This is a genomic window from Hwanghaeella sp. (assembly GCF_965227365.1).
Lineage (GTDB): Bacteria > Pseudomonadota > Alphaproteobacteria > UBA8366 > Aestuariispiraceae > Hwanghaeella.
Genome location: NZ_OZ245754.1, coordinates 3,441,816 through 3,467,184, shown reverse-complemented (window position 1 = coordinate 3,467,184; position 25,369 = coordinate 3,441,816). Strand labels below are relative to the sequence as shown.

24 protein-coding genes and 1 tRNA gene are annotated in these 25,369 nt (G+C 61.8%); 20 read left to right on the top strand and 5 right to left on the bottom strand.

From position 1 onward, the window contains the following. The first annotated feature begins 45 nt into the window (after positions 1-45). From sdhC to ACQK2G_RS15965, 4 genes are read left to right on the top strand one after another with little or no spacing between them, the layout of a single operon-like run. A complete protein-coding gene (gene sdhC, locus ACQK2G_RS15980; protein ID WP_425406031.1) occupies positions 46-432 on the top strand; it encodes a succinate dehydrogenase, cytochrome b556 subunit in 387 nt (128 codons plus the stop codon). Positions 433-444: 12 nt separating this feature from the next. Then, the gene (sdhD, locus tag ACQK2G_RS15975; RefSeq protein ID WP_425406030.1) at positions 445-828 is read left to right on the top strand and encodes a succinate dehydrogenase, hydrophobic membrane anchor protein; all 384 of its coding nucleotides are present in this window, start codon (positions 445-447) and stop codon (positions 826-828) included. A 6-nt stretch (positions 829-834) separates the two neighbouring features. Next, complete coding sequence (sdhA, locus tag ACQK2G_RS15970) at positions 835-2,628, top strand: succinate dehydrogenase flavoprotein subunit (protein ID WP_425406029.1); 1,794 nt, start codon at positions 835-837, stop codon at positions 2,626-2,628. Between the two features lie 23 nt (positions 2,629-2,651). Further along, entirely contained in the window at positions 2,652-3,434 is a 783-nt protein-coding gene (locus tag ACQK2G_RS15965; RefSeq protein WP_425406028.1) for a succinate dehydrogenase iron-sulfur subunit, read from the top strand. 64 nt (positions 3,435-3,498) lie between these two features. Here ACQK2G_RS15965 and ACQK2G_RS15960 read toward each other — a convergent pair whose 3' ends face one another. After that, on the bottom strand, positions 3,499-4,056 hold the full coding sequence (locus ACQK2G_RS15960) for a GNAT family N-acetyltransferase (RefSeq protein ID WP_425406027.1): 558 nt from the start codon (positions 4,054-4,056) through the stop codon (positions 3,499-3,501). A 259-nt stretch (positions 4,057-4,315) separates the two neighbouring features. Between ACQK2G_RS15960 and ACQK2G_RS15955 the strand changes: the two genes are divergently transcribed. Next, entirely contained in the window at positions 4,316-5,197 is an 882-nt protein-coding gene (locus tag ACQK2G_RS15955; RefSeq protein ID WP_425406026.1) for a fatty acid desaturase family protein, read from the top strand. Between the two features lie 4 nt (positions 5,198-5,201). Then, the gene (locus ACQK2G_RS15950) at positions 5,202-5,837 is read left to right on the top strand and encodes a LysE/ArgO family amino acid transporter (protein WP_425406025.1); all 636 of its coding nucleotides are present in this window, start codon (positions 5,202-5,204) and stop codon (positions 5,835-5,837) included. 76 nt (positions 5,838-5,913) lie between these two features. Here ACQK2G_RS15950 and ACQK2G_RS15945 read toward each other — a convergent pair whose 3' ends face one another. After that, positions 5,914-6,378, bottom strand: coding sequence for a DUF805 domain-containing protein (locus tag ACQK2G_RS15945; RefSeq protein WP_425406024.1), 465 nt, complete (start codon positions 6,376-6,378; stop codon positions 5,914-5,916). 237 nt (positions 6,379-6,615) lie between these two features. On the opposite strand from ACQK2G_RS15945, the gene ACQK2G_RS15940 reads away from it, so the two are divergent. Together ACQK2G_RS15940 and ACQK2G_RS15935 are read left to right on the top strand one after the other, a co-directional pair. Further along, complete coding sequence (locus ACQK2G_RS15940; RefSeq protein WP_425406023.1) at positions 6,616-7,851, top strand: amidohydrolase family protein; 1,236 nt, start codon at positions 6,616-6,618, stop codon at positions 7,849-7,851. 89 nt (positions 7,852-7,940) lie between these two features. After that, positions 7,941-9,194: an MFS transporter gene (locus tag ACQK2G_RS15935; protein ID WP_425406022.1), complete on the top strand. Its 1,254-nt coding sequence runs from the start codon at positions 7,941-7,943 to the stop codon at positions 9,192-9,194. An 87-nt stretch (positions 9,195-9,281) separates the two neighbouring features. On the opposite strand, the gene ACQK2G_RS15930 is transcribed toward ACQK2G_RS15935, so the two are convergent. Further along, positions 9,282-10,271: a cyclase family protein gene (locus ACQK2G_RS15930; RefSeq protein ID WP_425406021.1), complete on the bottom strand. Its 990-nt coding sequence runs from the start codon at positions 10,269-10,271 to the stop codon at positions 9,282-9,284. Positions 10,272-10,430: 159 nt separating this feature from the next. Here ACQK2G_RS15930 and crcB point away from each other — a divergent pair, with 159 nt between their 5' ends. The 10 genes from crcB to ACQK2G_RS15880 all read left to right on the top strand — a co-directional run bounded on the left by crcB (position 10,431) and on the right by ACQK2G_RS15880 (position 21,985). Continuing rightward, complete coding sequence (crcB, locus tag ACQK2G_RS15925) at positions 10,431-10,811, top strand: fluoride efflux transporter CrcB (protein WP_425406020.1); 381 nt, start codon at positions 10,431-10,433, stop codon at positions 10,809-10,811. Then, positions 10,808-11,965: an RluA family pseudouridine synthase gene (locus ACQK2G_RS15920; RefSeq protein WP_425406019.1), complete on the top strand. Its 1,158-nt coding sequence runs from the start codon at positions 10,808-10,810 to the stop codon at positions 11,963-11,965. The genes crcB and ACQK2G_RS15920 overlap by 4 nt, the downstream gene beginning before the upstream one ends. Before the next feature lie 25 nt (positions 11,966-11,990). Further along, positions 11,991-12,662, top strand: a complete 672-nt coding sequence (locus ACQK2G_RS15915; protein ID WP_425406018.1) for an HAD-IA family hydrolase — start codon at positions 11,991-11,993, stop codon at positions 12,660-12,662. 3 nt (positions 12,663-12,665) lie between these two features. Next, positions 12,666-16,193, top strand: coding sequence for an AsmA family protein (locus tag ACQK2G_RS15910; RefSeq protein ID WP_425406017.1), 3,528 nt, complete (start codon positions 12,666-12,668; stop codon positions 16,191-16,193). A gap of 53 nt (positions 16,194-16,246) precedes the next feature. Continuing rightward, positions 16,247-16,954 (top strand): ATP12 family chaperone protein, encoded by a 708-nt coding sequence (locus tag ACQK2G_RS15905; protein ID WP_425406016.1) that lies wholly within the window; start codon positions 16,247-16,249, stop codon positions 16,952-16,954. Positions 16,955-17,053: 99 nt separating this feature from the next. Beyond that, complete coding sequence (locus ACQK2G_RS15900) at positions 17,054-18,586, top strand: acyl-CoA carboxylase subunit beta (RefSeq protein WP_425406015.1); 1,533 nt, start codon at positions 17,054-17,056, stop codon at positions 18,584-18,586. 28 nt (positions 18,587-18,614) lie between these two features. Beyond that, positions 18,615-19,142 carry a class I SAM-dependent methyltransferase gene (locus ACQK2G_RS15895; RefSeq protein ID WP_425406014.1) on the top strand — a complete coding sequence of 176 codons (528 nt, stop codon included), beginning with the start codon at positions 18,615-18,617 and terminating at the stop codon, positions 19,140-19,142. Positions 19,143-19,246: 104 nt separating this feature from the next. Then, positions 19,247-21,223: an acetyl-CoA carboxylase biotin carboxylase subunit gene (locus ACQK2G_RS15890; protein ID WP_425406013.1), complete on the top strand. Its 1,977-nt coding sequence runs from the start codon at positions 19,247-19,249 to the stop codon at positions 21,221-21,223. 10 nt (positions 21,224-21,233) lie between these two features. After that, complete coding sequence (locus tag ACQK2G_RS15885; RefSeq protein WP_425406012.1) at positions 21,234-21,713, top strand: GNAT family N-acetyltransferase; 480 nt, start codon at positions 21,234-21,236, stop codon at positions 21,711-21,713. A 5-nt stretch (positions 21,714-21,718) separates the two neighbouring features. After that, positions 21,719-21,985, top strand: a complete 267-nt coding sequence (locus ACQK2G_RS15880; protein WP_425407655.1) for an acylphosphatase — start codon at positions 21,719-21,721, stop codon at positions 21,983-21,985. 9 nt (positions 21,986-21,994) lie between these two features. Here ACQK2G_RS15880 and ACQK2G_RS15875 read toward each other — a convergent pair whose 3' ends face one another. Both ACQK2G_RS15875 and lipB read right to left on the bottom strand, forming a co-directional pair. Further along, positions 21,995-22,645, bottom strand: a complete 651-nt coding sequence (locus tag ACQK2G_RS15875) for a glutathione S-transferase family protein (protein ID WP_425406011.1) — start codon at positions 22,643-22,645, stop codon at positions 21,995-21,997. A 68-nt stretch (positions 22,646-22,713) separates the two neighbouring features. Continuing rightward, complete coding sequence (lipB, locus tag ACQK2G_RS15870; RefSeq protein ID WP_425407654.1) at positions 22,714-23,346, bottom strand: lipoyl(octanoyl) transferase LipB; 633 nt, start codon at positions 23,344-23,346, stop codon at positions 22,714-22,716. A gap of 251 nt (positions 23,347-23,597) precedes the next feature. Between lipB and ACQK2G_RS15865 the strand changes: the two genes are divergently transcribed. After that, a tRNA-Leu gene (locus ACQK2G_RS15865) sits at positions 23,598-23,684 on the top strand. A 113-nt stretch (positions 23,685-23,797) separates the two neighbouring features. Then, the gene (locus ACQK2G_RS15860) at positions 23,798-25,177 is read left to right on the top strand and encodes a CoA transferase (protein ID WP_425406010.1); all 1,380 of its coding nucleotides are present in this window, start codon (positions 23,798-23,800) and stop codon (positions 25,175-25,177) included. Positions 25,178-25,369 lie beyond the last annotated feature (192 nt).

Here is a 25,369-nt window from a genome sequence, read left to right as displayed (position 1 = left end):
GGGTTCGCAGATGGCGAATAGCCGTAACTCACAGCGAGGGGGATCATGAGCACGCAAGATCGACCACTATCGCCGCATCTCCAAGTCTATCGATGGCAATGGACCATGGCCTATTCGATCCTGCACCGGGCGACCGGTGTCGGGCTCGGTGTCGGCACCTTGTACCTGGCTTGGTGGCTTATGGCCCTGGCGGGCGGCGCGGAGTCATTCGCGACCGTGTCCGATTTCTCGGGCAGTCTTATCGGGCGCCTGCTTCTGTTCGGATGGACATGGGCTCTTTTCTACCATCTGGGGAACGGCATTCGGCATCTATTCTGGGATGCGGGTAAAGGCTTTGAATTGGATACGGCAGCCATGTCAGGCCATTTCAACGTCGCTTTTTCCGTGGTCGCCACCCTGGCCTTGTGGGCAATCGCCTACGCCGCCGCTTAAAGGGAGGAAAGAATGAGCTTGGAAACAAGACTTGCCCGTGTGCGCGGGCTCGGTTCCGCCAAGGACGGCACGCATCATTGGTGGGCGCAACGGCTCACCGGCGTGGCGCTGGTTCCTTTGACCGTATGGTTCGCGATCAGCGTCGCCAGCATGGCCGACGGCAGTTACGCGGACGCGGTCGCCTGGGTCGGCTCACCGGTCAACACGATCCTGCTGCTGCTTCTCATCGCCTCGACATTCCATCACCTTCAGCTCGGCATCCAGGTCGTGCTTGAAGACTATGTGCATGCCGAGGGGACGAAGATCGCCGCCTTGATGCTCGTGAAATTCGCCTGCGCAATACTCGCCGTGGCCTGTGGCTACGCGGTTCTGCGCGTTGCATTTGTTGGAGGCTAGAGACGGATGACCAACGCTTACGAAGTCATCGACCATACCTACGACGTCGTCGTGGTCGGCGCTGGCGGCGCCGGCTTGCGGGCGACTTTCGGTCTGGCAGAACAGGGCCTGAAGACGGCCTGCATCACCAAGGTCTTCCCGACCCGCAGTCACACCGTGGCGGCGCAGGGCGGTATCTCCGCGTCGTTGGGTAATATGGGCCCGGACGACTGGCGCTGGCACATGTACGACACCGTAAAGGGGTCCGATTGGCTGGGCGACCAGGATGCCATCGAATACATGGTGCGTGAGGCCGTGCCGGCGATTATCGAGCTGGAACACTATGGCGTGCCCTTCAGCCGGACCGAAGAAGGCAAGATCTACCAGCGCCCCTTCGGCGGTATGACGACGGAATTCGGCGAAGGCCCGGCGGCGCAGCGCACCTGTGCGGCGGCCGACCGAACCGGCCACGCCATTCTGCACACGCTGTACCAGCAGTCCCTGAAGCATCAGGCGGAATTCTACATCGAATATTTCGCGCTTGATCTGATCATGAACGACGAAGGCGAATGCGTCGGCGTCATGGCCTGGAACCTGGACGACGGCACGATCCACCGTTTCCGCGCCAAGATGGTCATTCTGGCGACGGGCGGTTACGGCCGTGTCTATTTCTCCGCCACCTCGGCGCATACCTGCACCGGTGACGGCGGCGGGATGGTCGCACGCGCGGGCCTGCCGCTTCAGGACATGGAATTCGTTCAGTTCCATCCGACCGGTATCTACGGCGCGGGTTGCTTGATCACCGAAGGGGTCCGCGGCGAAGGCGGCTATCTGACCAATTCCGAAGGCGAGCGTTTCATGGAACGCTATGCCCCGTCGGCAAAGGATCTCGCCTCTCGTGATGTCGTCAGCCGGTCGATGACCATGGAGATCATCGAAGGCCGCGGTGTCGGGGCCGAGAAGGATCACATCCACCTGCATATCGAGCATCTGGATCCGAACATCATCAACGAACGCCTGCCGGGCATCGCGGAATCCGCGAAGATCTTCGCCGGCGTCGATGTGACCAAGGAACCGATCCCGGTCGTTCCGACCTGCCATTACAATATGGGCGGCATTCCGACGAACTATCACGGCGAGGTGCTGACAAAGAAGGATGGCGACGCAAATGTCATCGTGCCCGGCCTGATGGCCGCGGGCGAGGCCGCCTGCGTGTCCGTGCACGGCGCCAACCGTCTGGGATCGAACTCGCTGCTTGATCTGGTCGTGTTCGGCCGTGCGACCGCCTTGCGGTGCGCGGAAGTCGTCGATCGGGACGCGCCGCACAAACCGCTGCCGGCGGATGCGGGCGACAACGCGCTGGCGCGTCTGGACAAGGCACGCAACGCCAGTGGCGGCACGCCGACCGCCCAGTTGCGCGGCGACATGCAGCGCGCGATGCAGAACCACTGCGCGGTGTTCCGGACGGAAGACAGCCTGCAGGAAGGCATCAAGAAGATGAAGGATGTCTGGTCCGGCAAGGACGATATCCGCGTCAGCGACCGCACGCTGATCTGGAACTCCGATCTGGTGGAAACGCTGGAATTCGAGAACCTGATCGAGCAGGCGATGCTGACCATCGTCGGTGCGGAAGACCGGAAGGAATCCCGCGGCGCCCAGGCCCGCGACGATTATCCGGACCGCGACGACGAGAACTGGATGCATCATACGCTGGCCTGGATCGACGAGGCGGGAACGGTGAAGCTGGACAAGCGTCCGGTTAACCTGCAACCGATGAGCAACGAGGTTCAGAGCTTCCCGCCGAAGGCGCGGGTCTACTGATTGGCCGGTTAGGGAGATAGTCGATGGTTGAATTCACACTTCCCGCGAACTCCAAGATCGGCAAGGGGAAGACCTGGCCGAAACCGGAGGGAGCGTCGAACGTCAAGCGTTTCAACATCTACCGTTGGAATGCGGAAGACGGAAAGAACCCGCAGGTCGATACCTATGAGGTCGATCTGGATCAGTGCGGACCGATGGTTCTGGACGCACTCATCAAGATCAAGAACGAGGTGGACCAGACACTGACCTTCCGGCGCTCCTGCCGCGAAGGTATCTGCGGATCCTGCGCGATGAATATCGACGGGACCAATACCCTGGCCTGCACAAAATTCATCAGCGAAGTGAAAGGGGAGGTGAACGTCTATCCCCTACCGCACATGAAGGTCGTGAAGGATCTGGTTCCGGACGTGAACACGGTCTATGCGCAGCTTTCCGCGGTCGAGCCCTGGATGAAGACGCAGTCGCCGCCGCCGCCGGACAAGGAACGGCTTCAATCGCCGGAGGATCGGCGCAAGCTGGACGGTCTTTACGAGTGCATCCTGTGCTTCTGCTGCTCCACCAGCTGCCCGAGCTATTGGTGGAACGGGGAACGCTATCTCGGCCCGGCGGTTCTGTTGCAGGCCTATCGCTGGATCGCGGACAGCCGCGATGAATATACCGGCGACCGGTTGGACGCGCTTGAAGATCCGTTCAGGCTCTACCGGTGCCATACCATCATGAACTGCTCCAAGACCTGCCCGAAAGGCCTTAACCCGGCCCGGGCGATCGCGGAGATCAAGAAGCTGATGATCCAGCGCCAGTTCTAGGTCTTTCGCGCAAGCGATCGGGAAGCGGCCGTCCCTTGGGGCGGCCGTTTTCCATTGGCGTCGTCTAACCGAGGGCGTCGAAGGCGCGCGGATAGAGGAGTGTCTCCTCCGGAACGTCGTCGCCGGGCCGGGCGATCAAGGTATGTTCCAGCGGATAGGGGGAGACGAGCCGCCGGGCCCGTGCCGAACTGAAGCCGGCCCGCTCGTAGAAACTCCTTTTGCCGAGGACGACGACCGTGTGGGGCAGGTCGCGGCCTTCCAGTTCCGCATCGCGGAGGGATGCCAGTCCCGCCACCGCCATGCCGACCATCCTGGATCCCACACGAAAAGCGGACCGCGAGGACGGGTCGGGCGCGCCGGCGCCGTTCTGATACTTTGGCAGCACCGCTACCGGTGCCAAACAGGCCCAGCCCTTGGGTGAGCGCATCCGCGAGAGGGCCATGTAACCCGCAACCTCGCCGTTCAAATGGGCCACGGTCTCGTGCCACATATCGCCGTCCGCGCGTAGCCTGCGGACAAGATCGGCTTCTTCGCGACCGCCGAAGGCTTCCCGCAAGAGGGCGTCAACGATATCGACTTCCGTCGCCTTCATGGCCGGGAAATAGTCAATGCCGACAACCATAGGTCTAGTCCCCGTCTTGGCGCGCTGGAGGAAGGCGAGCGGTCACACAAGTGTGGCGCCGGTGCCGCCGCCGCAACCTCTCTTACTAAGGTGGCATGATGTTTGAATATTCAAACACACGTCAATTCTACCGTAAATCTTGAACAATTGGCCTAGGCCAGTCACGGTCACTGCGGTAACACTGGATGTGGTGAAAACATGTGTACAACCAAGGGTGAGTGAAATGTCCGGTATTGAGCTACGCAGAAAGTATAACAAAGTGTTCAAAGGACTGGAGCGGAACGGCAGGATGGGCGCCGGATTCGCCCTTGCTTCCTATATCCTGCAGATCATTGTCGCCGGCGTCGCCGCCGCGGCCTTGTTGGAACAGGGCGGGGCAGCGGCCTATACCGGCGTCGCATTCGCCTTGCTGTTCATCGGCACGCGGATGCGCGGTTTGAACAACATCATCCACGAATGCAGCCACTATTCGTTCACGGAAAAGAAGAACGACAACATCCTGTTCGGCAGCATCGCGGCATCGGTTCTGATGTCTTCCTATTCCGCGTACCGCGCGGAACACATGACGCATCACGCGCATCTCGGCGATTACGAGAAGGACCAGGATATCCGGTCACTCAAACCCTTCAGGCTGGAAAGCGCATTGGATGTGAAAACCGTGGCGCGCCATGTGCTGACACCGATTTTCGGTATGCACCTGCCGAATTACATCCGCCTGGACCTTACCCGGCGCGACGGTATTGCCTTCTTCGCCATCAAGGTGGCGATGATCCTGGCGGCGCTGAGCTGGGCGGTCATCGATCCGATCACGGCAGCCGTCGTTGTTCTCGTTCCCGTTTTATGGATCTATCCGGGTTTGAATTACTGGGCCGATTGCATCGACCATGCGGGCATCCTCGACCGAGAGGATGCGCTGGAGAGTTCCCGCAACTGGATCGTGCCTCGGTCGATACGTTGGTTGCTGTTCCCGCGGAACGACTGCTTCCACTTGATCCATCATCTTTTTCCGAATGTGCCTTCGGAGCATTTCGAGGACTGCCACGCGCTGCTGATGCAGGACCCGGCCTATCGCCGCGTCAATGCCAAGGCGCCTGCCTTCGATGCCGAACCTTCGGGAATTCTCGTTCAGGATTGGAGATAAGACCATGCCGTTCTTCACTGGTCTGGGCATGACCGCGAGCATGATCGTCGCGCTGGGCCCACAAAACGCTTATCTGATCAAACATGGTCTGCTTCGTCGCAGTTCGGTTCTCCGTATTGCAGCAATCTACGTTGCCATCGACGTGGCTCTCATCTCTCTGGGGGCGCTCGGCGTGGGGGCCATTATCGGGCAATCCCCCGACCTGCGCCTGGTGTTCTCGCTGCTGGCGGCGGTGTTCTTCTTCGTCTACGGCGTGATGAACATCCGCAATGCCTTCCTCAACCGGGAACGGAAGATCGAGGCGGAAACGGGGACGTCGCAGTATTCGACGGCCATCCTGGTTTCGATCGCCAATCCGGGTGTGCTGTTCGACACGGTGGTGTTGGTCGGCGGTCTGGCCGGGCAATACGACCTGCTGGCGGACCGGTTGGTGTTCTCTGCCGGCGCGGCCACGGCGTCCCTGATGTGGTTCTCCGCCATCGCGGCCCTGTCCTTCTATGTCGGTTACTACGTAACCAGCGACAAGGTGTGGCGGGTGCTGGACCTGATCATCGGCAGCCTGATGATCATGCTGGCCGGGGTCATTCTCTCGGATACGGCCGAGACTGCGATCGCCTCCATCGGAACCTTCTTCGCCTAGCAGGCGGGTGATCGAGAAAAAGCCGACCTTCGGGTCGGCTTTTTTTGTTTTCGGTAAGGCAGTGGGTGCCGGGCGATTATTCTTCCGCCGTCTTCACTTCCAGCAGAGCGTCAAACCGGGCGGCGACTTCGGCGCGCCGCATCGGACTCTCGCCGAAACGGTTCGGCCCGTCCTGACCTTTGCAAAGAGCCAAAGCGATGAGCATCGGCAGGTTCAGGGGCGGGACCAGAAGGGCCAGGGCGGCCCATCCGGAAATGCCGCAATCCCTGCATCTTTGTGTTCCGGCGGCCAGATACATGAGGACCAGGGGGACCGTCGCCAGTCCTATGGCGGCAAGGAGTAGCAAGTCGATCATGGAACGGTCGGTCAATGCAGGCGGACTGGTGCCGAAAGATGTCCAATCGCCTCCCAGCAGCCTATATGCCGCCAGGATGAGGACACTCCAGCACAGGGCCTGCACCGCGAGAGATAGAGCAAAGGACTGGCGATTGCGCCGTACGCCGCGGAAGACGAACGGATCGCTGAAGAGTGGTTTCGACATCAGCATGCCGCCGGATCAAGGCGCTCCCGGTTGTGGGTCCCCTCGCCATATCCTGATCCCGGAAAAATGGGGCGCGTCGAGTCCTCCTGCAACGGTTAAGGGTATCTTTTATCCGGGATTTTAGGAAAGCTTTCAGTATTGAAGCTTCAGCCGAAACGCTTCTCCGCGTCAGCGGTGCTTTCCCTTTGCCCATCGGGCGCGTACTCTCCGTCTCCAGGCAGTTTACGGGAGGATGCGATGGCGGCGGAAAACGGAATTATTCTGTCCAATGCGACGATTTTGGACGTGATTTCGGGTGACCGGAACGAAGATCGCCATGTCCGTATCCGTGACGGAAAGATCATCGAAATCTCTGATGAGCCACTGACGCCCGAAGGCTGCGATGTGATCGATCTGGGCGGCAAGACCCTGATGCCGGGCCTTTGCGACGCGCATGTCCATGTCATCGCGGTCACAGCGAACTTCCCCGCCTTGCAGGCAATGTCGCCCTATTACGTCACGGCCAAGGCGTCGGAGGTCATGTCCGGCATGCTGGACCGCGGGTTCACGACGGTGCGGGACGCCGGCGGCGCGGACTGGGGGCTGGCCAAGGCGGTTGAGGAGGAATCGATAGAAGGGCCGCGGCTGTTGTATTGCGGCCATGCATTGAGCCAGACCGGCGGGCACGGCGACATGCGTTCCCCCGGTCAGAACGGCTTGGAACAGTGCTTCTGCTGTGCCGGCATGGGTCATGTCTGTGATGGCGTCAGCGCCGTCCGAAAGGCCGCACGCGAAGAAATCCGCCGGGGCGCAACCCATATCAAGATCATGGCGTCGGGCGGTGTGTCTTCGCCGACCGACAGGATCACCTCCACCCAATTCTCGGACGAAGAGATCACCGCGATCGTGGAAGAGGCGACTGCCGCGAATATCCCCGTGATCGCGCATGCCTATACGGCGCGGGCGGTGAATCGCGCCTTGAAACTGGGCGTGACGTCGATCGAACACGGCAATCTGATCGACGAAGAATCGGTCGATCTGTTCAAGGAATACGACGCTTGGTTGGTGCCGACGCTGTCGACCTATCAGGCGCTGGTCAAGGAAGGCGAGGACGCCGGGATGGCGGCGGATCTGGTCCAGAAGACTTATGAGGTCCTGGATGCAGGCATCAAAGCCTTGGAGATGGCCTATTGGGGGGGCGTGAAAATAGCCTACGGCACCGATCTGCTGGGGATCATGCACCGCCATCAGCTCAATGAATTCACGATTCGCGCGGAGGTTTGCCCGCCGATGGAGGTGATACGGCAGGCCACGATCTATGCCGCGGACCTTTTCGGCATGAAGGATCAGATCGGTCAGGTCACAGAAGGTTTTCTTGCCGACCTGATTGTGGTCGACGGTGACCCGGTCGAGGATATTACCGTCATGACGCAGCCCGACCGTCACCTGAAAATGGTGATGAAAGGCGGGAAGATCCTGCGCCGGGCCGATTGACGGCCCAGACAGCCAAAAGTCAGCACGGAAGACGGCCCCTGGCGATAACCGCCGGGCCAGCTCACAAATTGATTCGTTTAGGACCAGCCATGATCGCCAGGATTATGTCGGCATGCCGTTACGACCCCACGCTGGACGGGTCCTATGCCTGGTTCCGGGTCGTCATCTCTCTCGCCCTGGCGACGATCGGCAGTGTCGGCCTATGGTCCTTCGTCGTCGTTCTGCCCGCTGTTGCGCAGGAATTCGGGGTTGGCCGGGGAGAAGCCTCCTTCCCCTATACGGCCACCATGCTTGGCTTTGCCTTAGGTAATTTCGCCGTCGGCCGGCTGGTCGACAGATATGGCGTCGCGCCGCCCGCTTTCGCGTCGATACTAAGCCTGGGGCTTGGATATGTGGCGGCGGCATTGGCCGAGAACCTTTATCTCGTTTCCCTGTTTCACGGTGTTTTCATCGGCACGGCGGCCGCCATCGGTTTCGGTCCGATGATCGCCGACATTTCGCAATGGTTTCGCCAGCGTCGGGGATTGGCCATCGCCGCGGTAGCCAGTGGGAATTACCTTGCGGGCGCTGTCTGGCCGCCGGTGATCCAGTACTTCGTCGAAGATCACGGTTGGCGGACGACCTATATGGGGATCGGCGTGTTCTGCGTCGCGGCGATGCTTCCTCTTGCGGTGATCCTGCGCGCGCCGGCGCCGAGACACAGACGCATGCAGATGAGCGGCGGCGCCGCCCCGGCGTCGGAAGAAGGCTTGTTGTCCATCGATCTGTCGCCGCGCGTGCTGCAGGTTCTGCTCGTTGTCGCCGGTCTTGCCTGCTGCACCGCCATGTCGATGCCGCAGGTCCATATCGTGGCCTATTGCGTCGATTTGGGCTTCGATGCGGCGCGCGGTGCGGAAATGTTGTCCGTGATGCTGGCTGCCGGCGTCATGTGTCGCCTCAGTTCCGGGTGGCTCGCGGACAAGATCGGCGGGGTTCGGACGGTGCTGCTGGGTTCTTTCCTGCAATGCGTGGCGCTGTTTCTGTATCTGCCCTTCGACGGCTTGGTATCGCTCTATGTCGTGTCTCTGATTTTCGGACTGGCGCAGGGGGGAATCGTGCCGAGCTATGCGGTCATTATTCGCGAATACCTGCCGGCCGACCGCGCCGGTGTCGCCATTGGGATGACCATCATGGCGACGGTTCTCGGCATGGCTCTTGGCGGGTGGCTCTCCGGTGCGATTTATGAGGTCACCGGCTCCTACACCGCGGCGTTCCTGAACGGCATAGGCTGGAACTTCCTGAACATACTGGTGATGGTGCTGATCCTGCTGCGCAGCGGCCGTCCCAGGCTCGCGGTCGCCTAGAGCGACGACGGGACGAAAAAGAAAACGCCGCGTCCTGCATCAGGACGCGGCGTTTCTTCAAGCTTATGCGTGACGGTTACGCGGATATCACCATGCCGCGATCGGGGAACCGGCGGACCCCGTCGCGCCGACGATCGGCATCGGCACGTAGATATAGGCGAAGGTGTGAACGCCGGCCTCGACCAGACGTTCCGTCGCCAGGTTCTCATGATTGAAGATCCCGTTCTTGACGAGAAGGATCTGGTGGACCGGGAAGGCCAGTTTCGAGTCCGGATTGGGGACGACTTCCGTGGCCCAGGTGTCGGCGCCGACCAGTGCGATCTTCTTTTCCGCCAGCCATTCGGCGGCTTCGATGCCGATACCGGGCTCACCGCTGTTGAAGGTGTCGTTGTCCTTGATCCAATGGCGTCCCCAACCGGTGTGGAACAGGACGACATCACCCTGCTTGATGTCCGCCCCGCTTTTCCCGTCCTTCGCCAGGGCGGCCTCGATATCCGCGACCGAGATTTCCTGACCCAGTTCCATCGGCCCGCCATTGACGGCTTCCATGTTGATCAAATGGGCGGTGGTGAAGAACGGTTTGACATGCTCGACGCCCAACTTCTTCAGGCCGTAGCTGCCGGCGATTTCCGTGCCGGTCACACCGTTGTAGTAACGGATGCCGGATCCGTCATCCTCTCCGCTGACGCGGACCCCGATATGGCCCAACCCGTCGAACTGCGTCCCGACCTGACCGATTTCGGTCGCCAGGAATTCGTCATTCCAAATGACCTTGTTGTCCCCGAAGGTGCCGCCGGTGGGGGAGCCGGGAATGCGCAAGGCAAAAACGCGGCTGCCGAACAGCGGCATCGCGGGTTCGTAGTCGCGGCCGAGTTTGATCGCCTTGCCTTCCTTGATGAGCGCGGCGGCGCCCGTGACCTTATCCGGCGTCACGTAGTTGCTCGACCCTGCCTGATCGTCCGCGCCATGGGCGGAAGGCCACCATTTCGACCCGATCGGCGTGTCCTGCGCGACCGCGCCCGCGGCCGAAAGGCTCAAAGCGGCCGTTGCGGCCAGAAATGCTGTGCGAATAGTCATGGATAAATCCTCTCCCAGCTGTCATCGGTGCCGAACGGGCACTCATTATGATCTCACGTCTGTAACGGTAAATCAGTAGGGAGTCGCTTAATAGGGGGATTGTGGAAAGAGCCTTCGTCCTGCTTGCACCGGAATGGTCAAAAGCATAGCGTGCGCCGCATGAAGACAGTCCTGGCCATCGCGGCCGGCGGGGCGCTGGGCGCCCTGGGCCGGCATTATCTGGCGTATCACGTTAACGCCTTGATTGGGCACGGATTCCCATGGGGAATTCTTGCCTGCAATGTGCTGGGATCCTTTGCCATGGGGGTTTTGGTGGAGCTTTCCGCCCTTGTCTGGTCGCCCAGTGTGGAGATGCGGGCATTTCTGGCGGTCGGTATCCTGGGCGCCTTCACGACGTTTTCGACCTTTTCTCTCGACATCGTATTGCTGCTTCAGCGTGGCGACATGCTCAAGGCAGGCTTATATGTGACCGCATCGGTGCTCTGCGGCGTGATTGGACTGTTCGCGGGATTGCAACTGATCCGCACGGTGATGGCATGAGTAGCGTAAGAAATCAGACAGTTGGCAGGGCCGAGGCGGACATGCGCTTGGACCGCTGGTTCAAGACCCATTTTCCGGACCTCGCTTTCGGCCGGCTGCAGAAGCTGCTCAGGACGGGCCAAATTCGTGTCGATGGGGCCAGAGCCAAGACCAATCAACGCCTGGAAGCGGGCCAGACCGTCCGGATCCCGCCGCTCGGCAACAGCGGCGAGGGGGATGGCGAAGACCGGGAGAAGAAATCCCGGCCCGCGAAACAGGATGCGGTCAGCGCCGAAGACGCGCGTTTCGTGAAATCCCTGGTCGTTTATGGCGATGACGATGTTCTGGTGATCAACAAGCCCGCCGGTCTGGCGGTGCAAGGGGGCACCAAGACGGAGCGTCACCTCGACGGCTTGCTGTCCGCCCTGACCGAAAAGGGGGGCGAAAGGCCGCGTCTGGTTCATCGGTTGGACCGCGACACCAGCGGTGTGATGATGCTGGCCAAGACGAGGGATGCCGCGACCCGATTGGGCAACGCCTTCAAGCACAAGGAAACCCGCAAGGTCTATTGGGCCATAACCGCGGGTGTTCCCGACCCCCGCGAAGGTGAAATTAGCATGCCGCTGGGCAAGGCGGGCGGACCGGGCCAGGAACGCGTGGTTGCCGATCCCGAGGAGGGGAAATCCGCGATCACCTGGTACAAGGTCATCGATACAGCGGGCAGCCGGGCGGCGCTCGTGGCGCTATGGCCGCGGACCGGTAGGACCCATCAGCTTCGTGCCCATATGGCAGCCTTGGGGTCGCCGATCGTCGGTGACGGTAAATATGGCGGCAAGGATGCCTTCCTGACCGGTGGGGATTTCCCGAAACAGGTTCATCTGCATGCCCGGGAAATCGATATACCGGGCAAAGGGACGCGGATCGCCGCGGCGCTGCCGGATCACATGCACCAGACCCTGGAAATGCTGGGCCTGGATACCGAAGGGCTGATAGAGGACCCGTTCGAGGAATGGGAGGCGCCGAAACCGCAGGGCCGCAAGGGTGGGGCCAAGAACTCTGCCGCAAAGAAGTCGGGACCTGCCAAACCGCGGCCGTTCCGATCGGCGAAGGCAAGATCCGCCGCGGCGAGACCCAAGACGCCCCGCGGCAAGGGCGGCGGCCCCAAGCACCGCTAGAATTTTCTGTAGTAGCGAGGAATTCATGACAGCTGTCAGATTGGCGGTCTTCGACTGCGACGGCACACTTGTCGACAGTCAGCATTCGATAATCGAATCCGTCCGCCAGGCCTGGGCGGCGGAAGGACTTGCGCCGCCATCGGACGAGTTCATCCGGACCGGCGTGGGGTTGCGCCTCGACTACGCCGTTCCGCGCCTGGCGCCGGACAGTCCGCGCGAGGTTCATGACCGCCTGATCGAACGCTACAAGCAGGCTTTCTTCGAACTGCGCCAGCAGCCGGACCATGAAGAGCCGCTTTATCCGGGAACCATCCAGGCCCTTGATGCGTTGGAAGATAGAGGTGTCCTTTTGGCGATCGCCACGGGGAAAAGCCGGCGCGGCCTGAACGCGACGCTGGAGCGGCATGGTTTGACCGGCCGTTTCGTCGTCCTGAAGACCGCGGATGATGGGCCGAGCAAACCCGACCCCACTATATTACGGGATGCTGTAAAAGAAGCAGGTGCGGAATTCGACACGACCGCTATGATTGGGGACACGGTTTTTGATATATCCATGGCGTGCGCAGCGCGTACCCATGCGATCGGTGTTTCCTGGGGATATCATCCGGTCGGCGAGTTGAAAAAGGCAGGGGCGTCCGTGGTGATCGACCACTATGCCGACCTGCCAGGCCTGTTGCATCGAATTTGGAGCAAGTAAGCCATGAAATGGGTGCTGCGTATCGTTCTGGGATTGGTGGTTCTGCTGGTCGTCGCTGTTGGCGGCGGGCTCGCCTTCGTTTCCACGATAGACAAGGAATACGTGGAAGAGGCCGCCTTTGACGCAACCGGGCGGAAGCTGAGCATCGGCTCCCTGGATCTGAACCTGATTACGACCTCGCCTTCCGTTTCGGTGCGTGACCTCAGTTTCCAAAATGCCGACTGGGCGACGACACCCGAATTGGCAAAGATTGCGCGGCTGGATGCGCAAATTCAGCTGATGCCCTTGCTGTCCGGCATACTGGATGTGACCAGGATTGAATTGACCGGCGCCCAGATCGCGCTGGAGACCGATGCATCCGGGCGCAGCAGCGCCGATTTCTCGAAACCCGGCGATCCGACCACGCAGGACGCAAAACCGTCCGAAGGCGATGTGGCATCGGGCCGGGGTGATGCCGGCGGCGGTATTCTGCCCGTCCTGCGGCTGGTCGACATTTCCGACGTCACCGTGACGATGACGGATCAAGGCACCGGACAAACCAATACCGTCCGGCTGGACACGGTATCCGTTCGCGGTTCGGACCAATCCAGCCCGCTGGACGTGAATGTGGCGGGTGAGGCCACGGTGGGCGTTAATGGACAAGCGACCTCGCTGCCGATTGCCGTGTCAGGGCAACTGGGGTCGCCGCAAGCCATGCTCGACGCGGCAATGGCCTGGCCTGTCCAACTGGCCGGCGAAATCGCGGGCATCGGTCTTCAGGTCGATGGACAGATTCAGGATCCGACGGCGGGCCGTGGTGTCGACATCGTGGTCGCGCTCGCGGGTGACGAATTGGCCCAAGCGGCACAAATTGCAGGTATCGCGGTCCCGACCATAGGCGCCTTCGACATTCAGGCAACCGTCCAGGGCGATGCGGATGGCGACCTTTCCGTGCCCGCGCTTAAGGTGCTCGTGGGGAAACCCGATTTCGTGCGTGTTGAACTGACGGGGACTGTCCAATCGGCGACGAAGGTCGAAGGTGTCGACCTGTCCTTGCTTGTTGAAGGGCGTGAAACCGCCAGCCTGTCGCCGATTACCCGCGAATTCGCCGGGCAGGACGTTCCGGCGCTGGGTCCGTACCGTTTGACCGCCGCCGTGAAAGGCGGCCAATCCGCGGGCCTCGGTGTACGCGATATCAATTTTGCTCTGGGCCGTGCCGACCTGCTGGTCGTCAACGCCCAGGGTTCCATCGCCGATGCGATGACCGTCGACGGTATCAGCCTGGGCTTCGCGCTGCAGGCGCCCGAAGTGGGCAAGCTCAGCCCGATCGCGGAACCCTATGCGGGGCAGCCTATCCCCGCGCTCGGTCCGCTCACCGCCCAGGGGGTTGTCACCGGCGGCCTGGAGAGTGACATCCAGCTTTCGGACCTCAATGTATCGCTCGGCAAGGACTCGCTGCTCGCCGTCAAGGCAACCGGCGGTGTCGCCAGTTTGTTGAAACAGAGGGGTATCGCGGTCGCAATCGATGCCAAGAGCAACCAGATCGGCGCTCTGACCCCGATTGCGCAGCAATTCGCCGGACAGAATGTTCCGGCCCTCGGCCCGCTCTCGCTTAAGGCGAAGGTGGCCGGTGACCTGGACAAGGTCGTCCGTGTCGACGGCATCGATTTCTCGCTCGGCTCTCCCGATCTCATCCATGTGACCGCAACCGGCGGCATGGAAGACGCGATCGGGCAGAAGGGTCTCAACCTCGATATCAAGGCCGACAGCCGGCAGATCGGAGCGTTGTCGCCGATCGCACAGGATTTCGCCGGTCAGAAGGTGCCCGCGCTCGGTCCCTTGGCGGTTTCGGCGAAGGTCACCGGCGATCCTTCGGGAACGCTCGCTCTGCAGGGCCTCGACGTGAACCTGGGCGACGCGAAAGTCGTCAAGGTCGCCGTCCAGGGCAGTATCGCCGATCTGCTCAATCAAGCCGGGATCGACTTGAAAATTGCGGCGGAAGGCGTCGAGACCGGTAATCTCAGCCCGGTGGCCCAGGATTTCTCGGGACAATCGGTCCCGGCGCTCGGCCCGTTCAAACTGGGGGCGGCGGTGAAGGGCGGTTTGTCCGATACCTTTGCCGTCAACGACCTCTCGGTTTCGGTCGGGACGAAGGAAACCGCCCTGCTGACGGTTCAGGGTGCGATCGCCGATGCGGTGGCCGTGACCGGCGTCGACGTCGCCGTCTCGGTCGACAGTCCCAGCCTGGCCAAACTCTCGACGCCGGACAATCCGTTGCCGGATGTTGGGCCGCTGACGGTGCGCGGGCGGGCCCAGGGCAGCATGTCCGACGAGGTCCGCGTGAACGGACTGGCGGTTCAGATGGGCAAGAGCGACCTCGCAGGCAGCCTGATCGCGAAGACCGCGGGCGAGAAGCCTTACGTCAATCTGGCGCTGACCTCCAATCTGCTCGATCTGTCGGTCTTCCAGCAGCAGGGCAAGGGCGGCGGTGCCGGCGGCGGGGCCGGTGGCGGCGCTTCGGCCGGCGGTGGTGCGGGCCAGCAACCGGCCAAACCCAGTGACGGCCGTGTGATTCCGAACGATCCGCTGCCCGTGGCGGTGATGAAATCGGTCGATGCCGATGTTTCGGTCAAGGTTGCGCGGCTTACCCTGGCGGTTACCGAGATGACCAATGCGGATGTCGGTATCTCCCTGAAGAACGGCGATCTGCAGATCACGCCCTTCAAGGCGAATGCGGCGGGCGGCGCGGTCGATGCCGAAATTCGCTACAACGCGTCGAAGGAGATCCCGGAACTTGGGGTTAAGCTCGATGGCTCGAACCTGGATATCGGCGGCATCATGCAGCTTGCCGGTATCAACGACGTCATCAACGGCCCGTTGACCATCGATGTGTCCGTTGCGGCGCTCGGCGATACGCCGCGTGCCCTGGCTGGCACGATGGGCGGGAACGCGAAGGTCGTCGTCGCCAACGGGATGATGAACAAGAGCGCGATGATCCGCGAATTCGGCAAAGGGGCGACCCTGGTGACCGAGATCCTGTTCGCCAACAAGGAAAACGTCGTCGTCGAGTGTCTGTTCGCGGATTATGCGTTCAAGGGCGGGGTCGCGGAAACCAAGACGGCTGTCCTGGAGACGGAAATCTCGACTGTGACGGTGGACGGCACGATCAATCTGGGCAAGGAAACCCTGGACCTGGACGTCACCCCGCAAGGCAGCATCGCCGGTGCCGTGAATATCGGTATTCCGGTTCATGTCGGCGGCACGCTCGCCTCGCCGACCTATGGACTTCAGGCCGGGAAAGCGGCCTTGGGCGTCGGGCTCGGCCTGTTGACCGGGGGTGTCGCGCCGGCCATCGGGGCGCTGGTGACGCAAGGGTTCCCGAAGGATCATCCCTGCGCCGACATCAAGACGGGCGGCGGCGCGAGCAGCAGCGGCGGCGCGCAGCCTGCGGCTCCGTCGGCGGCGCCGGTTCAGCCGGTGCAGCAGCAGAAGCCGGAAGAGGTCCTGAAGGATACGCTCCAGAAAGGCTTGAAAGGCTTGTTCGGCAACTGATTTTGTCGGAAAAGCCTGCCGGCAAGAGCAATCAGGTGGGTTGATCCAGCGTCATGAAGCGGTTTTACAAGAAAGCGGCGGTCGAACCGGTTGCCGGTTCCGGTGATCTATACCAGGTGACCTTGGACGGGCGGCCTCTCAAATCGCCGGCCAAGGCCGATCTTCTGCTGCCCGGCAAGGACCTGGCGGAGGCGGTTGCCGCGGAGTGGGAGGCGCAGGGGGAGAAGATCGAGCCCGCCGCCATGCCGCTTATGACCTATGTTTCGACGGCGGTGGACCGTGTCGAACCGCAACGCGAGGCGGTGGCGGCGGAAATCGCATCCTTCGCGGCGTCAGACCTGCTTTGCTATCGTGCCGACCGTCAGCCGGACCTCGTCGCGAAGCAGGATGCGGCCTGGACGCCCATCTTGGACTGGGCCGAGAAGAGATTCGGAGCGCCCTTCACGGTGACCAGCGGCATCATGCCGGTCGCTCAACCGAATACGACTTTGATGCTGGTCGCGCGCGACGTTGGAAAACTCAACAGTCTCGAACTGACAGGCCTGCATACGATGACAACGGCCATGGGCTCGTTGATCCTCGGTTTCAGTGTGCTTGACGGCTATAAGACCCCGGACGACGCGTTTGACCTGTCTCTGATGGACGAGGAGCATCAGGCGGATCTTTGGGGCCGGGATGAGGAGGCGGAGTCCCGGCGCGCCCGCCTGCGGGAAGAAGTCCGTTCGGCCCATCGTTTGATTTGTCTGCTCGGCGGGCGGTGAGGCGGGTCAGGTCTGGTAAAGCCCGGAACCCTGCGGTAATCAATCGTAAAAGCTTGATCGAGATCGGTCCCATATCGGGGCGTTGAGGGGAGCGCTTGAATGCAGCACATCATCCGGCAACTCGAAGAAAAACGGGCGGCGGCGCGCCTTGGCGGCGGTGAAAAGCGGGTCGACTCTCAGCATGCAAAGGGCAAGCTTACCGCTCGTGAGCGGATCGAAGCGCTGGTCGATGAAGGGTCGTTCGAAGAATACGACATGTTCGTCGAACACGACTGCAGCGACTTCGGGATGCAGGAGCAGAAGGTTCCCGGCGACGGGGTCGTTACGGGGCACGGTCTGGTCAACGGTCGCCCCATCTTCATATTCTCGCAGGATTTCACGGTTTTCGGCGGGTCCCTCTCTGCGGCCCATGCGCGCAAGATCTGCAAGGTCATGGACCAGGCGATGAAGGTCGGCGCGCCGGTTATCGGCCTCAACGATTCCGGCGGCGCGCGGATCCAGGAAGGCGTTGCCTCGCTGGCCGGCTATGCGGACGTGTTCCAGCGCAATGTGATGGCCAGCGGCGTCATCCCGCAGATTTCCACCATCATGGGGCCCTGCGCGGGCGGGGCGGTCTATTCGCCCTCCATGACCGATTTCATCTTCATGGTGCAGGACAGTTCCTACATGTTCGTGACCGGCCCAGAAGTGGTGAAGACGGTTACCAACGAGGTCGTCACGGCTGAGGAACTGGGCGGCGCGATCACCCATACGACGAAGTCCGGTGTCGCCGACAAGGCCTTTGAAAACGACATGGAAGCGATGCGTCAGCTGCGCCGTTTCCTGGGATTCCTTCCCTCCAGCAACCGGGAAAAGCCGCCCGTGCAGGCGACCGACGATCCCTTCGACCGCCAGGAGCCGTCGCTCGACAACCTGGTGCCGCCGAACCCGAACAAACCCTACGACATGAAGGAACTGATCCAGAAAGTCGTGGACGAGGGCGAGTTCTTTGAAACCCAGCCGAACTATGCGGGCAACATCATCACCGGTTTCGGCCGGTTCGAGGGGCATCCCGTCGGCATCGTCGCCAACCAGCCGATGGTGCTCGCCGGTTGCCTGGATATCGCATCCGCAATCAAGGCCGGGCGTTTCGTCCGCTTCTGCGACGCGTTCAATATCCCGATCGTCACGTTCGTCGACGTGCCGGGCTTCCTGCCGGGCACCGCGCAGGAATACGGGGGCATCATCAAACACGGCGCGAAGCTGCTTTACGCCTATGCGGAAGCGACCGTGCCGAAGGTGACCGTCATCACCCGCAAGGCCTATGGCGGCGCCTATGACGTCATGGCCTCCAAGCATCTGCGCGGCGACGTGAACTACGCTTGGCCGACGGCGGAAATCGCCGTCATGGGACCGAAAGGGGCGGTGGAAATCATCTTCCGCGCCGATAAGGACGATCCGGACAAGCTCGCCGAACGCGAACAGGAATACCGCGAGAAATTCGCGAACCCCTTCGTGGCCGGCTCGCTCGGGTTCCTGGACGATGTCATCATGCCGCACAATACGCGCAAGCGGATTGCCGGCAGCCTGCGTCTGCTGCGAAACAAGAAGCTGGAAAACCCGTGGAAGAAACACGGCAATATCCCGCTCTGACGCGATAGAGGGCGGCGGCGTCGCGGCGATGGCGATCCGCCTCCATATCGGCGGCCGGGAAGCGCGGGAGGGGTGGACCCTTCTGAACGCGCAACCGGGGCCGGATGTCGACATCGTCGGGGATTTCCGCGATCTTTCGCAGTTCAAGGACGGTGGCGTCGTCGAGATTTACGCCAGCCATGTGCTCGAACATCTCGCCTATTCCCGGGAAACCCTTCCGGCCCTGAAGGAATGCCACCGTATTCTGATGCCCGGCGGGCGGCTCATGCTGGCCGTGCCCGACATGGAGGCAATCTGCCGGCTGATGGTGCACGAAGCCGCGACCGTGCAGGTTCAGTATCAGTTGATGCGCATCCTGTTCGGCGGCCAAACCGATGAATGGGACTATCACAAGGCAGGGTTCACGCCGGACCTTTTGGCCGGCTTCCTGGGCAATGCCGGTTTTCAGGAAGTCCACCGGGTGGAGAGTTTCGGTCTGTTCGACGATACCAGCGAAATTCGGGTCGGAGACCAACGGATCAGCCTGAACGTGGTCGCAAGAAAAACGGCCGGATGACAGGATTTGTGGGGCCGGTTACGGCGCGTTTGGTTGTGTCCAGGCGCTTGATAAGACCGGTCCAATGGCTTACCGAAGTGCCTAATATCTGACGGGGAGGGCCCATGTTTTCCAAGATCTTGATCGCCAACCGGGGTGAGATCGCTTGCCGTGTCATCAAGACCGCCAAAGCCATGGGAATTAAGACCGTGGCCGTCTATTCCGAGGCGGATGCCGATGCGCTGCATGTGGAAATGGCCGACGAGGCCGTAGCTGTCGGGCCGGCCGCCAGTGCCGAGAGCTATCTGGTCATCGACAAGATCGTGGAGGCCTGCAAGCAGACGGGCGCGGAAGCGGTCCATCCGGGTTACGGCTTCCTGTCGGAAAACGCGGCTTTCGCCACTGCACTGGACAAGGCGGGCATCGCCTTCATCGGTCCGCCGGTCGGCGCCATCAAGGCGATGGGCGACAAGATTGAATCAAAGAAACTGGCCCAGGAAGCCGGCGTGAACACCGTGCCGGGCCACCTGGAAGCGATCAGCGACCCGGAAGAGGCGGTGAAGATCGCCAACGGTATCGGCTACCCGGTCATGTTGAAGGCTTCGGCCGGCGGCGGCGGCAAGGGCATGCGGCTGGCCTGGAACGATGACGAGGCCCGCGAAGGGCTCGTTTCCGCCATGAACGAAGGACGTTCCTCCTTCGGCGACGACCGCGTTTTCATCGAGAAATTCATCCAGGAACCGCGCCATATCGAAATTCAGGTCCTGGGCGACAAGCACGGCAATGTCGTCTATCTCGGCGAACGCGAATGCTCGATTCAGCGCCGCCATCAGAAGGTTCTGGAAGAGGCGCCCTCGCCCTTCCTGGATGAAGCGACCCGCAAGGCGATGGGCGAACAGGCCGTGGCGCTGGCGAAGGAAGTGGACTACTGCTCCGCCGGGACGGTCGAATTCATCGTCGATAAGGACCGGAACTTCTATTTCCTGGAGATGAACACCCGCCTGCAGGTGGAACACCCGGTGACCGAACTGGTGACGGGCCTGGACCTCGTCGAACTGATGCTGCGCGTCGCCTATGGCGAGAAGCTGCCACTGACCCAGGATGACGTGAAACTGACCGGATGGGCGCTGGAAGCACGCTTCTATGCGGAAGACCCGGAACGCGGCTTCCTGCCCTCCACGGGGCGTTTGGTCCGCTACAGCCCGCCGCGGGAACGTGACGGTCGCGTCCGCGTCGATACAGGCGTACGCGAAGGCGCCGAGATCTCGATGTTCTACGATCCGATGATCGCGAAGCTGGTCACTTATGGGGAGGACCGGAACGCCGCCATCGACACGATGCGGGAGGCACTGGACGACTATTACGTCCGGGGCCTCAACCATAACCTCGCTTTCCTGTCGCATCTGGTCGCGCATCCGCGTTTCCGCGACGGCCGCATGACCACGAATTTCATCGCCGAGGAGTATCCAGAAGGGCTGACGCCTGAACATATGCTGCCGACCGATCCGAAATTGCTGGCGGCGGCGGGCGCGATCATCGAATTCTGCTCGGTCAACCGCGACAAGGCCGCCCGTGGCGGCAGCATGGCCTATAGCGTGTTCATCGGCGAGGAAGACCCCGCCGAATTGTCGTTGACGGTGGAAATCGGACGCGATGCGGATACCGTCACGTTCGACGATGGCGACACCCTGGAAATCAAGTCCGACTGGACGGCGGGCATGCCGCTGTTCGAGGCGACCGTCGGCGGCCGCGTGGCGATTGTACAGATCGATCCGACCGATTCCGGGTATGTCTTGTCGCATGCCGGTACCCGCGCCCTCGTGCGGGTCGTGGAGGCGCGCCTGGCGGGATTGCAACGGTTGATGCCGTACAAACCGCCGCCGGACATGTCGAAATTCCTGCTGTCCCCGATGCCGGGCCTGCTGGTTCGCGTCTCCGTCGAGGAGGGCCAGACGGTCAAGGCGGGCGAGGAATTGGCCGTCGTCGAAGCGATGAAGATGGAAAACGTCATGCGCGCGGTCAGCGACGGTGTCGTGGCTGCCCTGCATGCCGCGCCGGGCGACAGTTTGGCGGTCGACCAGAAGATCGTCGAGTTCGAATAGGACGGGCAGGATGTCCGGCGCCGTTTCCATAAATGAGGAAACCCCGGACCAACCGGATGTCGTCACCCTTTTGGCGGCAGGGGATGCCTATGCGGCGTCCCTCTATCCGGCGGAGAGCAATCACGGATCGTCGCTGGACGAATTACGTGATTCCTCGGTGACCTTCCTGGTGGCGCGCCTGAAGGGGACAGTCGTCGGCACGGCGGCTTTCGTCGAAAAGGACGGGTATGCGGAACTCAAACGCATGTATGTCGCCGATATGGCCCGTGGTCTGAAATTGGGTAAGAAATTGCTTCAGGCGATTGAGGAAAAGGCGGAAGCCAGGGGACTGACGGTGCTTCGGTTGGAAACCGGGATCAGTCAGCCGGAAGCGCTCGGCCTGTACCGCAAGGCGGGTTTCGTCGAAACAGGGCCCTTCGGCGCCTATCGACCCGACCCGTTGAGCGTTTTCATGGAAAAGCATCTGCACCGGGAAGGGGCGGGCTCGTGACCGATATCGCCGTCCATTGCATCATCACCGGCCGGGTTCAGGGGGTGTGGTATCGCGCCTGGACGGAAAAGGAGGCGAGCGCCCTCGGTCTCAGCGGATGGGTGCGGAATTTGCCGGACGGGTCGGTCGAGGCGCTGTTTTCAGGTCCCGAAGCCGTCGTCCGGGAAATGATCGGCCGTTGCCGGTCCGGTCCGCCGCTTGCGAATGTGGACGGCATCGCCGAAACGCCGGCCGCCCTGCCCGAAGAGCAGGGTTTCACGATCCGCGACTGAAGGGTTCTCTCAAAAGTCCAAACGACCGTACAGGTCGTCGAAGGGCACCATGACCCCGTGCCGGTAGGCGGGCCTGTTCTCAAGCCGATGATAGTAGTCCTGAAGCAGCGGTAATTCCGGGCGGTCGATCTGCATCTCGAAATACCGGTAGAGATGCGTTCCGATTACGATGTCCGCCAAGGTCAGCTGGTTGCCCAGCAGAAAATGCCGGCCGTCATCGAACATGCCATCCAATAGGGCGAAATACCGGGCGCATCGCGCCAGGGCCGCTTCGATCCGCGGCGTGTTGCGCTGCGCGGCGGGGGTGCGGAAAAAGCCCCAAAAGACCTCGGTCAGAAAATCGGGCTGCAGGGTGGTATGGGCCCAATCCATCCAACCGTCGATCCGTGCCCGGTCCGCCGGGGCGGCGGGCCAGAACATCGGCCGCTCATAGGAGGCCGCCAGATAACGCAGAATGGCATGGGATTCCCAGACAGTGACCTCCCCATCCTTTATGACAGGGACCTTGCCATGCGGGTTCATGGCCAGGAATTCGGGTTCGTCCAATCCGCCATGCTTGCCGCCCGCTTCGACGTGAAGGTGCGGCAACTGCATTTCTTCGACCAGCCATATCACCTTCTGAACATTGAATGAACTGGAACGGCCCCAAATCGTCAGCATCGCACCGAGGTCCCTTCGACCACAAAAAAGAAACAGAAACTACCCAAAAATACCCAAATTGGATGTTGTCAGCTTTCGCCGAAAACCTGGGCGAAACTCCGCATCAAGGCGACGTCCAGGTCTTCAATCGTCACCGGCAGACCCAGATCCACCAGGGACGTGACGCCGAATTGCGGATCGCCGATGCCGCAGGGCACGATGCCGCCGAAATGGGAAAGATCAGGCTCCACATTGATCGAAATACCGTGGAAGGTCACCCATTTGCGGACCCGCACGCCGATGGCGGCAATCTTATCCTCCCGTCCAGCGCCCCGGTCGACCCAGATGCCGACCCGGCCTTCGCGCCTTTCGCCCTTCACGTTGAAACTGGCCAGCGCCTGGATGACCCATTCCTCGAGATTCCAGACGAATTTGCGCACATCCGGCCCGCGTTTCTTCAAATCCAGCATGACATAGCCGATGCGCTGACCGGGGCCGTGATAGGTGTATTGGCCGCCGCGGCCGGTCTGATAGACCGGGAATTGCGAAGGGGCGAGGAGATCGCCCTGCTTGGCGCTGGTGCCGGCGGTATAGAGCGGGGGATGTTCCAGCAGCCAGATCAGTTCCGGCGCACCTGCGTCACGGATCGCGGCGGCGCGCGCCTCCATCTCCGCGACCGCGTCAGGATAGGGGACAAAGTCGGTGGATTGTCGCCATTCCACGCCGGAATCGAGAATTTGCGCGGTTTCGTCGTCGTTTTTCGCCAGGGAAATCGTCATCATTCGGCCCGTCAGGTTCCCACACTGTTTTAAACCGCCAAAACTCCGGCGGCGCAACCGGGCCGGCCGTTCAGAGCGGTTCCCCGCCCCGATCCTGGTTCCAGGCATGAAAATTCCGTTCGAAGGCGCGAAAGCCGGGCTTGATTGGCAGGGGGGCTTTTGCTACATGCCGGGTCTCACTCAAGAAGCCCCGTGCGGTCGTGGCGGAATTGGTAGACGCGCAGCGTTGAGGTCGCTGTTCCTTAACCGGAGTGGAAGTTCGAGTCTTCTCGACCGCACCATTTCTTCTTGGCCCGTCCGGGCGCACTTTCAGCATCACAATACAGTTTTTTATCACCGCTTGATCACCGGATATCCAGCGTGCCAAATCGTGGGCATGGAATCGAGCGATGTCATGCAGGATTTGTGGTCCGCGGCGGGTCTGCCGACGAGGGCGTTGTCCCGGGTTCGTTTGATCGGTACGGAGCCAGTCCTGCCATCCAGTTTTCGGGTCGGGACGGCGGCGCAGAGCGCGATTGCACTGACAGGGCTTGCGGCGAGCGAGATCGACCGCTTACGCACGGGCCGGGAACAGGCGGTCACCGTCGACATACTGCATGCCGCGCTGGAGTTTCGTAGCGAACGTTTGTTGCGGATCGATGGCGGCAACGCGCCGGAGCTTTGGGATCCGATCGCCGGTACCTATCAATGCGGCGACGGGCGCTGGGTGCGCATTCATACGAATTTCGAGCATCACCGCGATGGCGTGCTTGAGATTTTGGGCTGCGCGAACGACCGCGAGGCCGTGGCCGCCGCCCTGAAGACCTGGCAGGCCGAGGCATTCGAAACCGAAGCCACTGACAGAGAACTGGTCGTCGCTATGATGCGCACACCGGAGGAATGGGCCGCCCATCCCCATGCGGCCGTGCTGGCGCGCCAACCGGTGATTTCCATCGAAAAGATCGGGGAGGCTAAGCCCACACCCTTGCCGCCGCAGGATGCCGGGGACCGTCCCTTGTCTTCCCTCCGCGCCTTGGACCTGACGCGGATCATCGCCGGGCCGACCGGGGGCAGGGCGCTTGCCGCCCATGGCGCGACGGTAATGCGGATCGGTTCGCCCAACCTGCCTGTGGTGCCGGTTCTGGTGATGGAAACCGGTCGAGGCAAGCTCGCCGTGCATCTCGACCTGGATACCACGGCGGGGAAAGCGGGGCTCGAGCGCCTGCTGCGGGATACGGACGTCTTCATCCAGGGCTATCGGCCCGGCGGTCTGGCGGAACGCGGCTTTGGTCCCGAAGAGGCGGCCGAAAGGCGGCCCGGGCTCGTCTATGTCTCGCTCTCGGCCTATGGTGACGAAGGTCCCTGGGGCGGCAAACGCGGCTTCGATTCCCTGGTCCAGACGGCGACGGGAATCAACGCGGCGGAGGCCCAAGCGGCCGGTTCCGATCTGCCCAAAGCCTTGCCGTGCCAGGCATTGGACCATGCTTCCGGCTATTTCATCGCCTTCGGGGCGATGGCCGCCTTGATGCGTCGGGCGGAAGAAGGCGGCAGCTGGCATGTGAAGGTGTCGCTGGCGCGGACCGGACAATGGCTTCGGGATTTGGGGCGCCTGGACGGCGGATTGTCCTGCCCGGAACCGTCGGAGGCGCAAATCCGACCCTTCCTGACGGTGTCGGACTCCGGCTTCGGAAAACTCACCCATGTGACTCACGCGGCGCGTTTGTCGGAAACACCGCCGCGCTGGGACCTGCCCTCCGTCCCGGTCGGCACGCATCTGCCGGTTTGGCCCGGTTAACACCCGGAAAACCGCTGGAAAGACACCGGTAGTCGTACCGGAAAGTACGTTTATCCTGCTACCGCCCTTTCGTTTTTTACGAATTGCGGCCAAAATCGCGGCACCGGCTTCGTAGTCGGACCAAAGACCGCCACGGTCCGTTTCGGGGGATCGTCACAAATATGGGAAAACCTGGACCGCGACATCGGTTCG

What these genes read in the sequence shown, in the direction of transcription:
- ACQK2G_RS15860 (WP_425406010.1), top strand. Translation starts at nt 23,798, where the DNA reads ATGCAGGATTTGTGGTCCGCGGCGGGTCTGCCGACGAGGGCGTTGTCC.
- ACQK2G_RS15885 (WP_425406012.1), top strand. Translation starts at nt 21,234, where the DNA reads ATGTCCGGCGCCGTTTCCATAAATGAGGAAACCCCGGACCAACCGGAT.
- ACQK2G_RS15915 (WP_425406018.1), top strand. Translation starts at nt 11,991, where the DNA reads ATGACAGCTGTCAGATTGGCGGTCTTCGACTGCGACGGCACACTTGTC.
- ACQK2G_RS15930 (WP_425406021.1), bottom strand. Translation starts at nt 10,271, where the DNA reads ATGACTATTCGCACAGCATTTCTGGCCGCAACGGCCGCTTTGAGCCTT.
- sdhA (WP_425406029.1), top strand. Translation starts at nt 835, where the DNA reads ATGACCAACGCTTACGAAGTCATCGACCATACCTACGACGTCGTCGTG.
- ACQK2G_RS15900 (WP_425406015.1), top strand. Translation starts at nt 17,054, where the DNA reads ATGCAGCACATCATCCGGCAACTCGAAGAAAAACGGGCGGCGGCGCGC.
- ACQK2G_RS15960 (WP_425406027.1), bottom strand. Translation starts at nt 4,056, where the DNA reads ATGGTTGTCGGCATTGACTATTTCCCGGCCATGAAGGCGACGGAAGTC.
- sdhD (WP_425406030.1), top strand. Translation starts at nt 445, where the DNA reads ATGAGCTTGGAAACAAGACTTGCCCGTGTGCGCGGGCTCGGTTCCGCC.
- ACQK2G_RS15875 (WP_425406011.1), bottom strand. Translation starts at nt 22,645, where the DNA reads ATGCTGACGATTTGGGGCCGTTCCAGTTCATTCAATGTTCAGAAGGTG.
- sdhC (WP_425406031.1), top strand. Translation starts at nt 46, where the DNA reads ATGAGCACGCAAGATCGACCACTATCGCCGCATCTCCAAGTCTATCGA.
- ACQK2G_RS15965 (WP_425406028.1), top strand. Translation starts at nt 2,652, where the DNA reads ATGGTTGAATTCACACTTCCCGCGAACTCCAAGATCGGCAAGGGGAAG.
- ACQK2G_RS15950 (WP_425406025.1), top strand. Translation starts at nt 5,202, where the DNA reads ATGCCGTTCTTCACTGGTCTGGGCATGACCGCGAGCATGATCGTCGCG.
- ACQK2G_RS15890 (WP_425406013.1), top strand. Translation starts at nt 19,247, where the DNA reads ATGTTTTCCAAGATCTTGATCGCCAACCGGGGTGAGATCGCTTGCCGT.
- ACQK2G_RS15920 (WP_425406019.1), top strand. Translation starts at nt 10,808, where the DNA reads ATGAGTAGCGTAAGAAATCAGACAGTTGGCAGGGCCGAGGCGGACATG.
- crcB (WP_425406020.1), top strand. Translation starts at nt 10,431, where the DNA reads ATGAAGACAGTCCTGGCCATCGCGGCCGGCGGGGCGCTGGGCGCCCTG.
- ACQK2G_RS15910 (WP_425406017.1), top strand. Translation starts at nt 12,666, where the DNA reads ATGAAATGGGTGCTGCGTATCGTTCTGGGATTGGTGGTTCTGCTGGTC.
- ACQK2G_RS15935 (WP_425406022.1), top strand. Translation starts at nt 7,941, where the DNA reads ATGATCGCCAGGATTATGTCGGCATGCCGTTACGACCCCACGCTGGAC.
- ACQK2G_RS15905 (WP_425406016.1), top strand. Translation starts at nt 16,247, where the DNA reads ATGAAGCGGTTTTACAAGAAAGCGGCGGTCGAACCGGTTGCCGGTTCC.
- ACQK2G_RS15895 (WP_425406014.1), top strand. Translation starts at nt 18,615, where the DNA reads ATGGCGATCCGCCTCCATATCGGCGGCCGGGAAGCGCGGGAGGGGTGG.
- ACQK2G_RS15945 (WP_425406024.1), bottom strand. Translation starts at nt 6,378, where the DNA reads ATGTCGAAACCACTCTTCAGCGATCCGTTCGTCTTCCGCGGCGTACGG.
- ACQK2G_RS15940 (WP_425406023.1), top strand. Translation starts at nt 6,616, where the DNA reads ATGGCGGCGGAAAACGGAATTATTCTGTCCAATGCGACGATTTTGGAC.